Source organism: Aeromonas sp. 19NY04SH05-1 (assembly GCF_040581895.1).
Classification (GTDB): Bacteria; Pseudomonadota; Gammaproteobacteria; order Enterobacterales; family Aeromonadaceae; genus Aeromonas; species Aeromonas enteropelogenes.
The window spans coordinates 1,925,556-1,939,166 of the sequence record NZ_CP095328.1; the positions used below are offsets into that span (position 1 = coordinate 1,925,556).

Annotated in this window: 11 protein-coding genes, 1 tRNA gene and 2 pseudogenes; 7 read left to right on the forward strand and 7 right to left on the reverse strand. The window is 50.2% G+C overall.

All coding sequences use genetic code 11. The annotated features are described in order from the left end of the window. The first annotated feature begins 3 nt into the window (after window positions 1-3). The 3 genes from MRK42_RS08970 to MRK42_RS08980 all read left to right on the forward strand — a co-directional run bounded on the left by MRK42_RS08970 (window position 4) and on the right by MRK42_RS08980 (window position 2,359). Window positions 4-195 (forward strand): hypothetical protein, encoded by a 192-nt coding sequence (locus tag MRK42_RS08970; RefSeq protein WP_033113929.1) that lies wholly within the window; start codon window positions 4-6, stop codon window positions 193-195. Between the two features lie 593 nt (window positions 196-788). Further along, complete coding sequence (locus MRK42_RS08975) at window positions 789-1,196, forward strand: H-NS family nucleoid-associated regulatory protein (RefSeq protein WP_227340946.1); 408 nt, start codon at window positions 789-791, stop codon at window positions 1,194-1,196. A gap of 68 nt (window positions 1,197-1,264) precedes the next feature. After that, entirely contained in the window at window positions 1,265-2,359 is a 1,095-nt protein-coding gene (locus MRK42_RS08980) for a hypothetical protein (protein WP_354689018.1), read from the forward strand. A 46-nt stretch (window positions 2,360-2,405) separates the two neighbouring features. Here the strand turns inward: MRK42_RS08980 and MRK42_RS08985 are convergent, their stop codons facing one another. Beyond that, window positions 2,406-3,386: an IS5-like element IS5 family transposase gene (locus MRK42_RS08985; RefSeq protein ID WP_279458731.1), complete on the reverse strand. Its 981-nt coding sequence runs from the start codon at window positions 3,384-3,386 to the stop codon at window positions 2,406-2,408. Between the two features lie 26 nt (window positions 3,387-3,412). On the opposite strand from MRK42_RS08985, the gene MRK42_RS08990 reads away from it, so the two are divergent. Continuing rightward, entirely contained in the window at window positions 3,413-4,345 is a 933-nt protein-coding gene (locus MRK42_RS08990) for a hypothetical protein (protein WP_354689019.1), read from the forward strand. A 387-nt stretch (window positions 4,346-4,732) separates the two neighbouring features. On the opposite strand, the gene MRK42_RS08995 is transcribed toward MRK42_RS08990, so the two are convergent. From MRK42_RS08995 to MRK42_RS09015, 5 genes and pseudogenes are all read right to left on the reverse strand, one after another. Further along, a complete protein-coding gene (locus MRK42_RS08995; protein WP_354689050.1) occupies window positions 4,733-5,560 on the reverse strand; it encodes a Fic family protein in 828 nt (275 codons plus the stop codon). 114 nt (window positions 5,561-5,674) lie between these two features. After that, window positions 5,675-5,860 (reverse strand): annotated as a pseudogene (locus MRK42_RS09000) (DUF4172 domain-containing protein); the annotation flags it as partial. 610 nt (window positions 5,861-6,470) lie between these two features. Further along, window positions 6,471-7,574, reverse strand: a pseudogene (locus MRK42_RS09005) (DUF3289 family protein). A gap of 127 nt (window positions 7,575-7,701) precedes the next feature. Further along, window positions 7,702-8,649, reverse strand: coding sequence for an IS30-like element ISAs2 family transposase (locus MRK42_RS09010; protein WP_019706001.1), 948 nt, complete (start codon window positions 8,647-8,649; stop codon window positions 7,702-7,704). 252 nt (window positions 8,650-8,901) lie between these two features. After that, the gene (locus MRK42_RS09015; RefSeq protein ID WP_080631368.1) at window positions 8,902-9,108 is read right to left on the reverse strand and encodes a helix-turn-helix transcriptional regulator; all 207 of its coding nucleotides are present in this window, start codon (window positions 9,106-9,108) and stop codon (window positions 8,902-8,904) included. Window positions 9,109-9,226: 118 nt separating this feature from the next. Between MRK42_RS09015 and MRK42_RS09020 the strand changes: the two genes are divergently transcribed. From MRK42_RS09020 to istB, 3 genes are all read left to right on the forward strand, one after another. Beyond that, window positions 9,227-9,793 carry a hypothetical protein gene (locus MRK42_RS09020; protein WP_201976688.1) on the forward strand — a complete coding sequence of 189 codons (567 nt, stop codon included), beginning with the start codon at window positions 9,227-9,229 and terminating at the stop codon, window positions 9,791-9,793. Window positions 9,794-10,239: 446 nt separating this feature from the next. Beyond that, complete coding sequence (gene istA, locus MRK42_RS09025) at window positions 10,240-11,781, forward strand: IS21-like element ISAs29 family transposase (protein WP_111809685.1); 1,542 nt, start codon at window positions 10,240-10,242, stop codon at window positions 11,779-11,781. Between the two features lie 14 nt (window positions 11,782-11,795). Further along, window positions 11,796-12,551: an IS21-like element ISAs29 family helper ATPase IstB gene (gene istB / locus MRK42_RS09030; protein WP_000194037.1), complete on the forward strand. Its 756-nt coding sequence runs from the start codon at window positions 11,796-11,798 to the stop codon at window positions 12,549-12,551. Window positions 12,552-13,468: 917 nt separating this feature from the next. Here the strand turns inward: istB and MRK42_RS09035 are convergent. Then, window positions 13,469-13,545: transfer RNA gene (locus MRK42_RS09035), tRNA-Pro, on the reverse strand. Window positions 13,546-13,611 lie beyond the last annotated feature (66 nt).

A 13,611-nucleotide genomic window follows, 5' to 3' on the forward strand; every position in this document is an offset into this window, starting at 1 on the left:
CTGATGACCGAGTTGGTCTGTACTGAACCAGGTTTAGGCATTGAGCTGGGGACTACTTTTCAGGTTCTATCGGAGAACGGCTCTGAATGGGAAATCCTGTTGGGTAATGAATACCGAAGGGTCAACAAACGCAGCGGGCGCGTTACAGGTTGGAAAACACCTCCAAAATTTGAGTGCAAAGACATCCAAAAATAACAAATGAGAGTTCAATGCTGGTTATGCCAGTAATAATGTTGACTAGCGGCTTCACCTTTCATAGAATCAAGGCACAGGGAGATTCGCTACCCTAAGTGCGAAGTTGAAACAAGGGAGAGTCGCTACCCTGAGTGCGAAGTTGAAAAAATGCTGAAACCCTGCCTCGTTGCGGGGTTTTTTGCTTTCTGGAGACATGGATGTGTAGTGGCCTAGTCATCCAAGACTTCCTCTTAAGTTAAGAGGGGCGAAGTGTCTGGATCCTCAAGGGGCAAATCTAAAATTTCTTATCATCGACTCATTCTGTGAGCCAATGATATTGTCCTATCGGCTCATTTCGTGAGCCGATCAAGATCATTCATCGGCTCATCTGGTGAGGTGGTCTCAACGCTCACTACCACCTAGATTTAATTTTTGGCTACATAGTTTCATATAAGATTGGAGCTTGGTCACCAAGCGACTCCAAACGCGATTTCGCTCACGTCTTTTTGAATAATGCTATTTCTATAATCGTCTTGGTGCCAAAAACAGTGGTGCTAATACTGGGGTTGAGAGATAATTTCACTGATATAAAAATGTGATACATGAGGATAAAAATGAACGATTTTTTGAAAACCTTGTTGAATATCCGTAGTCTGCGAGCTGCATTGCGTGAGTTGTCATTTGAGCAACTGGTCGAAGTTAAAGAAAAATTTGATGAGGTTTTTGCTGAGCGTGAGCAGCAAGAAACCAAATTGAGAGAGGAATCTGCCGAGCGCCTGCAAAAATTGGCTGAGTTTACCGCGATGCTGAAAGACGCTGGCATCGATCCGAGTGAGCTGGTTGGCACTGCCGCTCCGGCGAAATCTGAGGGATCCACCAAAGCCAAACGCGCTCCTCGTCCTGCAAAATACAAGTACACCGAAAACGGTCAGGAGAAGACCTGGACGGGTCAGGGGCGCATGCCTAAGGCTATCGCAGAAGCTGTTGCGGCTGGCAAGACTCTGGAAGATTTCCTGATCTAATGCTGAGAGCCCATGCCTGTGTGGTATGGGCTCTTTCTAGCTACCATAGATATGTGTAGAGGTTAATTATGAGTGATAGCTTTCCTTATAGTCTTCCAATAATGGATGTGATCCGTCATGACTATGAGAGATTTAGGTTTGACACTCATAAATATACACATAAGGGATTGTTTACAGATGGTGATTTATTATTTGCTGTGATACTAGAAGTAAACAGTAACAAGGAGCTTCTAGAGGAGCTAAGTCAGCAGTATCATCATTTTAAAACAGCTGGAATTCCAGCCGCAAAAATTGTTGGGGAGATCTTAGATAGCTATAAGCCTATAGCGCTGCGAAATTCAATTGAGAAAAGTCATCTTCATGGTCATCCTATGAATATGCACGAAACAATTAATGAACTGAATTTACATATTCCTAAAAAATATCATCCATTCTACGTTGACTTTAAGTATGGGACTAACAAGTTCCAGATTACCTTAAAATGTAATTTCACAGAAAGTGACAAGGAAGAAATTCAGTTGATATGTGAGTCTCTTGGTTATCAAGGGTATGATTACGTATTTATACACAATGATAGAATAAAGGACTACCCTGGCGAAGTTCACTATAAACCAAATCAAAATGGCAACTTATTATTGGCTGCTAGCGGACTGATTCATAAGCAATTCCCAAAAGAATTACTTGCATGCTATGAAGAAGATGAAGACTTTTGGCTTGAGAATCGACATTTTATTTTTAGTGGGAATCATTCTGATTCGGCAGCGAGTTACTTATTGCCTGGTTTTGATAAAATCGGAACACGCTGTTTTGTTGATGCATCAGTTTTCTCTCGTCTAAATATTAGGGTCTATTTGACGCTATATGAACAGGTGGTTATCGCATTGCCGCTTGAGCAGTCCAATGAGCATTTTTATGAAATGTTTAAAATTAATAGGTTTGAGTTGCGTGAATTGATTTTTCGTGGGCGATTATTATTTGTTGTCCCACAAAATCTCGCTAGGTATTCTCAATCCTTGCTCCTTGATATCATTTCAGTTAATCCTAATTCTATTATTTTCTCTAGGGAAAGTGCGAATAAGCAGGTCATTTCTTCCCAAGCTGGCTCGCTGATTAAAATTTCGCGGATCCGGGCCGATTGTTCTCCCGTAAACACCTCGAATTAGCCTATTTAGGCCGTTTTTTCGCCATTCCTGGCGTTATTTCCGGTTTTTAGTGAGATCTCTCCCACTGACGTATCATCTGGTCCACCCGAAACAGGTTGGCCAGGGTGAATAACATCGCCAGTTGGTTATCGTTTTTCTGTAGCCCCTTGTATCTGGCTTTCACGAAGCCGAACTGCCGCTTGATGATGCGAAACGGGTGCTCCACTTTGGCCCGGATGCGGGCTTTCATGTATTCGATGTTGATGGCCGTTTTGTTCTTGCGTGGATGCTGTTTCAAGGTTCTTACCTTGCCGGGGCGCTCGGCGATCAGCCAGTCCACATCCACCTCGGCCAGCTCCTCGCGCTGTGGCGCCCCTTGGTAGCCGGCATCGGCTGAGACAAATTGCTCCTCTCCATGCAGCAGATTACCCAGCTGATTGAGGTCATGCTCGTTGGCCGCGGTGGTGACTAGGCTGTGGGTCAGGCCACTCTTGGCATCGACACCAATGTGGGCCTTCATGCCAAAGTGCCACTGATTGCCTTTCTTGGTCTGATGCATCTCCGGATCGCGTTGCTGCTCTTTGTTCTTGGTCGAGCTGGGTGCCTCAATGATGGTGGCATCGACCAAGGTGCCTTGAGTCATCATGACGCCTGCTTCGGCCAGCCAGCGATTGATGGTCTTGAACAATTGGCGGGCCAGTTGATGCTGCTCCAGCAGGTGGCGGAAATTCATGATGGTGGTGCGGTCCGGCAAGGCGCTATCCAGGGATAACCGGGCAAACAGACGCATGGAGGCGATTTCGTACAGAGCATCTTCCATCGCGCCATCGCTCAGGTTGTACCAATGCTGCATGCAGTGAATGCGTAGCATGGTTTCCAGCGGATAAGGTCGCCGGCCATTACCAGCCTTGGGGTAAAACGGCTCGATGACTTCCACCATGTTTTGCCATGGCAGAATCTGCTCCATGCGGGACAAGAAAATCTCTTTTCTGGTCTGACGGCGCTTACTGCTGAATTCACTGTCGGCGAAGGTGAGTTGATGACTCATGATGGCCCTCGGAAATGCGGCTCCGGATGAACATTATGATCTCATATCACAGACTTGTTCGCACCTTCCCTAGACGTTTAGCCGCAGCAACCATTCAAGGTATCCAAGAAAAGAGTGGTGTTGTTGGGACTACTTTTTCGAGTGATGAACAATATAATTTCGTTCACCACTGCTCTCGTTCTGGAAATATAGGATTGCAGCGACTAGCGGATATGCTTTCGGCACAATGGCAATTCGGAGAGTATATTACAAATAAAGAAGGTGCGGTAGGTGCACATTATTTGGGACTATCTGGAATGGCCATAATGGGATTTAAAGAAAAAGGAAAAGACTATACTATAGAATTATCTAGTGCGAGCTCTAGCTACGAGTTTTCCCAAGGATTAAAGGCCCATCACTTTCCATTCGACTCTAGTGGTTACTCAGAGGTTAATGCTTGCCAAATTATTAGTGGCTTATATAACGGAGTTGTTAGTACATCACAAACCATACGAGAGTCTGAGATATCGACAATTTTGAGTAAAGTGTTTGCAGTTAATAATGACATGAGCGTACTGGAACTCGATGATGCATTATCACGCAGTCTTATTAGAACTCTACCAAAAATTATAGGTGAGTTTTCTAGGCTTAGTGAGGAACAAAGAACAGAAAAGCTCTACTGCTTAAACAAAGAAATACAAAGGATTGAAAAAAATCAAACGAGAGTAGCATCTCTGGATTTTGCTGGTGCATTTATTCCCGCAGCTGCTGGGGCTGTAATGGAATACTCAAATGTTATGGGGGCTGGCTATATATCACTGGGTGGATGGGCGATTAAAGCACTTGAAATGTATACTCGCAACTCTGACTTAATAAACAATCCGGTATATATTAAGTTATCGAGTCTAAATCATCTAGTTTCTCAAGATGCTGTGATAGTGAAACATGTAAGAGATGCCTTTTCTACTGTTAATGGATAGCATTTTCTGCCAAATGGCCTAGCCATTTATTATAAGGTATCTGATGTCTATGAGTAAAAAAATGGGAGGATTTAATCGAATCACAACCATTTGAGGTAGCTCAGAGCACAAAGGAGCTTGCCGAAGTGCTGAGAGTCCGTATCGCTCTGACCAAATTGCTTTCAAATCTCATGGCTGGTGATGTTCCTGAAATTGATGCCGATGTTCTCGATGGTTTGTTGTCGCTCAAAAGGTCAGTGGAGAGCCAAGACTGTCGGCTAAGTTTATTCGTCCATATGCCAGATGGTACGCATCATGGCGTCAACATTTAACTAAAGTGCGTCATTAGTACGTTAATCGCAGATCTCATCTACCAAACGAAATTAACGCTCCCATGGCGATGTTTTTTCAAACTCCCTCGGTGTGTAAGCAGATCTGATAGCGTGTATTGCGTCCGCCACCAGGTAATTTCTCAATGCACCCCCTACCCACCAATTCGGCCAGATGGCGTGTAGCCGTCGCCTTGCTGACTCCGGCGACTTTTTGATATTGGCTGGCGTTGATGCCATTTTCAAAACCTTGTTGGCCGCCATCCAATAAACGGTTAATAACCTTGGTTTGCTCTGGACTCAGACCATCATGACAGTGCTGCAACCAGAAATGTTTTTTGGCAAGAGAACGGTCAATAACCTGTAACGCCAGCTCTATGGCGTAATCCAGTGTGCCGAGGAACCAACAGATCCAGGAGGTAATATCTAGCGAGCCCCTCTGCGCTGACTCAAGCGCTCGATAGTAGTCACCCCGCAGCTCTAGAATCGCAACTGACATGGCATACAGCCGGATGCTGTGGCTGTCAGCCTGTGACAGCGCGAGATCGGTCAATGCCCGCGTGAGCCGCCCATTACCATCATCAACGGGATGCAGGGTCACGAACCAGAGATGGCAAATCGCCGCACGAAGCAGTGGATCCATCGTGGGGTCATGCTGAGTCTGGTTAAACCAGGGGATGAACTCGGCCAGTTGATCGTCCAGAGTTGCTCTGGGCGGTGCCTCAAAATGCACGGTGGGGCGATCTACACGTCCAGAGACAACCAGCATCGGCGCATCTCCTCGCAACTGCCCTACATGCAGCCGCTTCACCGACCATTCGTTGACGGGGAACAACCAACGATGCCATTGGTAAAGCCGCTCAATCGTCAACGGCTGTCCATGATTGTCGATGGCATCCAGCATCATGGCCGCGAGCCCCTCTGAGCGCTCTGATACTGGATAGGACTGAGTTTGTGAGCCTCCTAACCGCCTATCCAGAGAGGAACGCACGGATTGTGCATTGAGGCGTTCGCCTTCGATAGCGGACGAGGCGATGATGTTAGCCAATAACGTGTCCAACGTTTGGTCGGGGTTCCCCAACCTGGAATGACGACCGATTAGAATTCCCTGCCTGCGTTGAACCTGCCGTAATCTGGGCAATATCTCGCTATCCCGCCAACGAAAATGGGGCCAATCTGCTTGTTGCCAAATCCAAAATGGTTCCATTATTTCCTCATCCAACGTGCTAGGGTCTCAATAATGAGCCGACCCAGCCCATCATTCGGCTCAACATCTGAGCCGAATATAACACATGCAGCAGACCAGCAGAGCTGGAAATGAGGATGGAGATCCAGGCTGAAAATCTCAGACCGGAGCTGACGAAAAACTGGATTTATTGCTGCTGTGTGGCGCTACAGCAACCAGTAGATAGACGAGGCGGGAAGCTCGTTTTCGTTTCGAATGGTTCTTGTGAGCTTGCAGCTTGCGCTGCATGAATCCACCCCCAAGATAATGCCGTTCGGTCTACTCATTCATATGCCTGACGATACTCACTAATATTGGAATGCCAGTCTAAGCCACCAGAAGAGAAGAATTGAACCACCGAGTAGATTGCCTGCGAGGTATTTCCAAGATCGATCTGACAAGAACAAAATCGCCCCCAGTATTGTTATCAAACCCCAGAGATAGGGCATGAGCAGTACATATAGGCCAGTCAGGGAGTATTCATCGTTAAACCAGTCATAGACAGGCTGAATGAACAGGATCGATGCATTCAAGAGGTGATAGAGCATGAACAACACGAATACCCATGTTCTCTCTGTCTTCACTGCTGCGCTCACTTTAGTTCCCCTTGGAATGGATAGCTGAGTTCAATGACGGTCAAAAATGGCTTGTAGGCAAAGCGCTTGTAGTGTTGAAGAACAAACCAGCTTCTGAAACCGGACGCCAGGCCCTAGAACTTGACTCTTCCGGTTGTGGGGTCAGGGCCAATGTCAGGATAATCGAGACCGAAGTGGTCATATAGCGTTACTTTGATCGTGCCCTTGTAGAAATCGCCAAACTTTTCATATGTCGTGATTTCCGCCTTGCCTGCCCAGACATCGTTCACCGCAATTGTGAGGCCTTGCACCTTATCTACCGCAGAGTTGAAGATGGGTAACCGAAAGCCGGAGGTCTTGCTGTATTGCTGCATCAAGTCACTCAGAACAAGCTTATTCACATCACCATCAACTTCGGCCAGCTTTGCCTTCACTTCCTTGATAAGGGTATCTGAGAACTTGATCGTGGTCGGGTGAGCTCGCGCTGCTCTCGTCAATGCTTGGTTCCGGTATTCACCCCCCTCAGATTTTTCGAACTTGGCGATCATGGCCAGAATGTTCATCTTCAAGTCACCAGTTGCAAACAATGTGGCCATGTTGCGGAAGCTACTAAAGAACACCTTGGGGTCACTCTTTTCGAGATCGCCAATAAAGCCGTCATCTCCCATCTTCCCTACGAACATGGGGATAGCCTTGATCTGCTCAGCCGTCATCGTACCATAGGTCATATCTTCGGCAGGGCTACCATCAACGTTCTTACCTGGCTCACGCTTCGACTTGTAAATGAGCACAGGCACACGATAGGTTGTGGCTGACGTTGTATCGGTTTTTGGCTTGAGAGCAGGAGGTATGGTTTCTGTTTTCGGACGCTCTTTCTCTGCCGAACCAAACCACATTGTTGGCTTGGCCTGGGCATATGCCGACTTGATGGCCTGCTCAAACCTGGGCGTCCCTCTCACCGAGATTTGGTCTCCCTGAATAGTACAGCAAGCAAACACATCAGATTGCATCCCCAATACGACCTTTGAACCATCATCAAGGCTTCCTGCCACAGGGCCTAGAATGCGCTTGAACTCGTCCTTGGTGAGTTGGCTGATGTCTCTGAGGTCTGGTTTCTGCATGTATAGAGGGCTCGATGAAAAGTAGTGAGAGGATCACTTTATCATCAATGCGCCAATCGAGACCATGTAGGCATTTTCTGAAAACGGCAGTTTGTGCGCGAATTCAACTTCGAAGTGCGACACTCGCCTATGCCGCCTGACGGTACTCTTCGAATACCTTGACAGGCTGCCTGAATCCGAGACATTTCCGAGGTCGTAGGTTGAGCCACTGCTCCGCTCTCCTGACATCCTCGTCCGTGACCTCTCTCAGGTCTGTTCCCTTTGGGATAAACTGCCTCAACAGCCCATTGCTGTTCTCGTTCAGACCGCGCTCCCACGAAGAGTAAGGGTGCGCAAAGTAAGTCTCGGCACCCAGCGCTTCCTCTATCGCCTTGTGTTCGGCAAACTCGCCGCCGTTGTCAAAGGTGATGGTATGCACCTGCTCGATGTAGGGCGTTAACATCTCGATTATCGCATCCCGCACCACCCCAGCCTGTTTGCTCGCGACCCGCTTGACCAGATAGAGCCGGCTCTTGCGCTCCACCAGGGTGACCAGTGCACCTGTGCCTTGCTTGCCCAGCACCGTGTCCGCCTCCCAATCACCGAGCCGCTCCCGGCTATCGACGATAGCCGGCCGTTCATCAATAGAGCGGGCTTCCTTGATGGGAGAACGCAGGCTGCTCGCCCCCTTGCGGTAGCGCTTGTGGCCCTGGCGCAGATGGCGGTACAACTGGCCACCCCGGGCTTTGTCGGCGGCCACATGGCGGTATATCCACTCGTGACTCACCATGAGGCCTATCTGCTTGCCCACCGCGCTTATCTGCTCCGGGCTCCACCACCAGGCGAGTGTCAGCTCGACAAACTGGATGACATCGGCAGATAGCCGAGATTTGGCCGCACTGGCCCGTCGGTGGGTGGCGTGCTGATGCGCATTGTCTGGCTGGTAGCCCTGCGGCCCGGCGTTACGACGCAGCTCCCGGTAGAGGGTGGAGCGATGAACGCCAATGGCGCGTGCGGTGGCAAGGATGGACATCCCCTGTGCGCGAAGCACCGATAACTGGTATCGTTGCCCCTCGGTCAACTGCTGATAGCTCATGGTGATACTGCTTTTACTTTGGCGAGCAGAAGGGTACCACCAATCAGCAGTTGGCCACCTCTCGCCATTCATCCATGAGTGTCGCACTTATTATCTGAATTCCCGGTGACGCTTTCTATCGATGGACGCGGGGGATTAATAGCTAATAGACAAATGCTAAGGATGGCAATGATGCTAATTGCCATCACTGTGAATAATTATAGGGAAATTTGGTTTTATCTGGGTAAAGAGATAATTATTTGGCAAATATATCTATGGCAGCAACTCGCGAATGTCACACCCCATTACTCTGGCAAGACGATAAGCCTTTTCCAGGGTGATATTAACCTCACCACGCTCAATTCGTCCTACGTAGCTTCTATCAATTTCGGCCGCATATGCGAGAGCATCTTGCGATACGCCCAATTGAAGCCGTCTATCACGCACAGCATCACCAAATTTTTTTGCTAGATCTTGCATGTCTCGCCTCTCACTGGCGAGCACTATCTCTGGTTGTCTGGCTAACGACCACGGATTATAATCCGCAATCGAGTTTAGATTTCCACTAAATGTTTTCGTTCGAGGCTGAGTATTGCTTATGAGCTCCCAGACTGTGTGGTTACCAACCGCGCTCTACACCGCACTCATTCGATTGCAGATGGATGACTTCACTGCGATAGGATTTGTAAATGCCATTTTTGGTGACAAAGCAGAATCGCAGATACGTAAGCGGCGTTATACCTTCATTTATCGGCATCTGATTAAGCTCGTAAATCAGGGACTTCTAAAAAGGAAGAACGTTGATGATGGGAGGCGCTTTTCTCATTTCATCAGGACTCCCAAGTTCGATGAAGTGCATTTCAAAGAGGAATTTATTGGGCCGGATGCGCTTGTAACGGAATCGGGTAAGGAGCGAGAATTGGAAACGTATGAGTCTGTCTTGGAGGGGCTGAGTGCGAGAGCACAGCACTACCGTCAAGCGTTGCAGGAATGTGATTCAATGCTCACTGAGTACCAGGAGTTAAGATCCGACTTCTCCATATTGGATCTAGCGATTGAAAGGGCCATCAACCATACCGTTGCAGAAAGTCGCGATTTGCGGGGCAGGCTGGAGGCCGTGGAGAGGCTTTTGAGGGGGCTGATGGCGTTTAGAAGCGCCTCTTGATGTAACCGTTCAGCGTCAGGGGATTGATGCACACAGTTCGGAGTGAATGGGGTAATCCGTTTCTCGATGCGGGCTCGGATAATTGTATGCAGTCACTCTTGGGGTCAATGTCCCAAGTGTTTGGTCGTCTCAACCAACGAAAGTAAGCGTTGACGAAACAGCTCCCCACTCAGGGCGATAATAGCCACGTTGCGCAGTACATGGGCCCAGCAAAGCAGGCGCAGATGCATATTCCGGCCGATCATGAACACCAATTCCGATTCAACGTGAACACCATTTCCGGACCAATGTGAACGCTCATTCCGGTTCAACCTGAACACTTCGCCCCTCCTTTCCGGAAACAGTGTTCAACATCCCGGAATCACTGTTCACATTCACCGGAATCATCCTTAACGCATTGATTTAAAAACCTTTGATACGCTCTCCCTTTTGCCAGGGAAGAGCCTATGTCTGCCAAGAGGATTGCAATGCGTAAAATTCGTGAAGTGCTGCGACTGCGGCTGGAAGCTGACCTCTCTGTTCGCCAAATCAGTATCTGTACCAAGGTCAGTGTCGGCTCCATCCAGAAACTCCTCAAAAGTGCCCAGGCGCTCGGCCTTACCTGGCCCTTACCTACCGAGCTTGATGATGGCCGACTGGCTGCCCTGTTCTATCCGCAGGCCGATACCACCATCTCGGCCCGCCATGTTGTGCCGGATTGGCCCTCTGTCCATCAGGAGCTCAAGCGCAAGGGGGTCTCCAAACAGCTGCTCTGGGAGGAGTACACCCAGCGCTATCCCAATAGCTGTTACAGCTACTCCCAGTTCTGTGACCGTTACAAGTCCTGGTGTCAGTTGCAAAAGCGCTCCATGCGCCAGATCCACAAGGCGGGGGAAAAGCTCTTTATCGACTACTGCGGGCCCACGGTGCCCATCGTGTCGCCGACTACGGGTGAGGTCCGTCAGGCACAAGTCTTTGTCGCCGTGCTCGGTGCGTCCAACTACACCTTTGCCGAGGCCACCTGGTCCCAGTCACTGCCGGACTGGCTGCAAAGCCATGTCCGTGCCTTTGAGTTTTTCGGCGGGACACCGGTACTGCTGATCCCCGACAACCTCAAGAGCGGTGTCAGCAAGGCTTGCCGATACGATCCCGAGCTCAACCCCAGCTACCAGCAGTTGGCCGAGCACTATCAGGTGGCGGTGATGCCAGCTCGCCCTTACAAGCCTAAGGACAAAGCCAAGGCCGAGGTGGGTGTGCAGATCGTCGAGCGCTGGATCCTGGCTCGTCTACGCCATCAGACCTTCTTCTCGCTTGCCGAGCTAAACCAGTGCATCCGGGCTTTGTTGAATGAGCTCAACGAGCGCCCGTTCAAGCAGCTGCCCGGTAACCGACGCGAGGCGTTTGAGCAGTTGGACCGCCCGGCACTGGGGTCACTACCGGTGCATCCCTATCGCTATGTCGCCATCAAAACGGTCAAGGTCAACATCGACTATCACGTCAGTTATGAGCAGCACCATTACTCGGTGCCGCACCAGTATGTGGGTCAGCAACTGGAGCTCCATGCGGGCGATACCCTGCTTCAGGTCTATCACCAGCAACAGCTGGTCGCGAGCCATCCGCGTAAAACCATCCCGGGGATGAGCACACTCCCTGAGCACATGCCGGAACGTCACAGCAAGCAGCAACGCTGGACGCCAGGGCGTCTTAAGCAGTGGGCTGCCGACATCGGACCGGGCACCTTGTGCTGGGTTAGCGAACGGCTGGCAGAGAAAGCCCATGCCGAGCAGGCATACCGACTCTGCCTGGGACTGCTGAGTCTTAGCCGGGAGTATCCGCCATCACGAGTCGAAGGCTGTTGCCAGCTGGCCAACCGGGAAGGACTGGTGCGGCTCAAGCAGCTCAAGTCGGTGCTGACCAGTGGCCGCGACCAACTGCCCGCAAGTCCGCTCAGTTATCCAGAACTGCCGCAAGAGCACGAGAACATCCGCGGCCCCCAGAGCTTCCACTAACGAGGAAAAAACCCATGACCCAACAAACGCTGACCCGCTTGAGACACCTGAAACTGACTGGCATGGCGGATGCCGTGCAACAACAACTGGAACAGGCAAGTACCTACGAAGGGCTGCCCTTCATCGAGCGGCTAAGCCTGCTGGTCGAACACGAACAACTGAGCCGGGAGCAGCGTAAACAAGCTCGGCTGGTCAAGCAGGCGAGGCTCAAACTCCAGGCCACGGTGCAAGAGGTGGACTACCAGTCTGCACGCAACCTGGAGCGGTCACAGGTGGCAAACCTGGCCCAAGGAGAGTGGCTGCGCCGGGGCCAGAACCTGCTCATTACCGGCCCCTGTGGCTGCGGAAAAACCTACCTAGCCTGTGCGCTGGGCTACCAAGCCTGTCAGCAGGGGCACAGCACTCGTTACTACCGGCTGCCGCGTCTGCTACTTGAGCTGAGCCAGGCCAAGGTAGATGGCAGTTACGCCAGACTGCTGGGTCAACTGGCAAGGATAGAGCTGCTGATCCTGGATGACTGGGGACTGGAAGCGGTGAATGCCGAGCAGCGCAACGCCCTGCTGGAGATCATGGATGATCGGTACGGGAAATACTCGACGGTCGTGGTCAGTCAGCTGCCAACGGAAGAGTGGTACGCGAGCTTGGGGGACAACACTCTGGCAGATGCGATCCTGGACCGGCTGATGCACAACGCTCACCGGCTGTCACTGAAGGGAGAATCGATGAGAAAGAGGAGAAGTGAGTTGACCCAATCTGAACACTCGAGTTAGAAACGGGGTGACGTGAGCGCGTTAAGGATCAGGGTGTTCACGTTGGCCGGAATGGCTGTTCAACTTCGCCGGAATACGCAGCAGACTCGTGCAGAACTCCAGCAGGCGCTTGGCGACATCAATGCCACGCCCGTTGGCTGTCACAAAACAGACCGCTATCTTGCTCAGAGCCATACACACATAGATCCGATCGATAAGGTTGTCATGAGCCAACACTTTGCCGTGGAGGAGGTGATGAGGGCGTACTCATCCAAAGACCAATAAGGTCGTCATTGGTTGTCCAATGGGGGAGGGGGGGATTTAATTGAGAGGTTATAGAAGTAAAAAAGCCAGCTAATGCTGGCTTTTTTACTTCTGAAAATGGCGTCCCGTGCAGGATTCGAACCTGCGACCATCCGCTTAGCTTACCACTACAGCTTTCACTGCCACCCGAGGGTGTTTGTGGTCTGGACTATATCTTCACCCACAGCATTATCTGTTTGGGTGGAGGGCGCTAATGATGTATTCCGCAATGAGATCGCATTGCACCATCTAGTCTCTGCACCTTCTCTACACGCTTGTAGAGCTTGGCTCAAGATTACCACCGCCATTACGCGCTGAGGCTTCCTTGAATTCACCCTCTCCACTGTATAGGTTTCCCTGTACAGGCTCCTAATAACTTAAAGGCGGATGCTCTATCCGACTGAGCTAACGGGACAAATTTTACAAATCAACAACATCTTAAGAGCTATGCAAAATGGTAACTCTTTTTTGTAAGGAGTAACAGCAAGGCTTTACTAGGTAACCTTACCATCTCTCCAGCCCTTGCCTACTCTAGTCACCTCAAAAAGTGGTAACACTTTGGGGGTTAGTTTTGCTCTATCCGACTGAGCTAAGGGCGCGTATCTCAACCCGCCATGCAGGCAAGTTGACAAACCTGGTCGGTGATAAAGGATTCGAACCTTTGACCCTCTGGTCCCAAACCAGATGCGCTACCGGGCTGCGCTAATCACCGAAATACCGCGTCCAGCATACTCGACAAGAGTCGTACTGGGCAACGGGCGGGCATCATACCCAAGCG

Coding starts and splice junctions, on each gene's coding strand:
- MRK42_RS08970 (WP_033113929.1), top strand. CDS start 4: ATGACCGAGTTGGTCTGTACTGAACCAGGTTTAGGCATTGAGCTGGGG.
- MRK42_RS08975 (WP_227340946.1), top strand. CDS start 789: ATGAACGATTTTTTGAAAACCTTGTTGAATATCCGTAGTCTGCGAGCT.
- MRK42_RS08980 (WP_354689018.1), top strand. CDS start 1,265: ATGAGTGATAGCTTTCCTTATAGTCTTCCAATAATGGATGTGATCCGT.
- MRK42_RS08985 (WP_279458731.1), bottom strand. CDS start 3,386: ATGAGTCATCAACTCACCTTCGCCGACAGTGAATTCAGCAGTAAGCGC.
- MRK42_RS08990 (WP_354689019.1), top strand. CDS start 3,413: ATGAACATTATGATCTCATATCACAGACTTGTTCGCACCTTCCCTAGA.
- MRK42_RS08995 (WP_354689050.1), bottom strand. CDS start 5,560: ATGATGCTGGATGCCATCGACAATCATGGACAGCCGTTGACGATTGAG.
- MRK42_RS09010 (WP_019706001.1), bottom strand. CDS start 8,649: ATGAGCTATCAGCAGTTGACCGAGGGGCAACGATACCAGTTATCGGTG.
- MRK42_RS09015 (WP_080631368.1), bottom strand. CDS start 9,108: ATGCAAGATCTAGCAAAAAAATTTGGTGATGCTGTGCGTGATAGACGG.
- MRK42_RS09020 (WP_201976688.1), top strand. CDS start 9,227: ATGAGCTCCCAGACTGTGTGGTTACCAACCGCGCTCTACACCGCACTC.
- istA (WP_111809685.1), top strand. CDS start 10,240: ATGTCTGCCAAGAGGATTGCAATGCGTAAAATTCGTGAAGTGCTGCGA.
- istB (WP_000194037.1), top strand. CDS start 11,796: ATGACCCAACAAACGCTGACCCGCTTGAGACACCTGAAACTGACTGGC.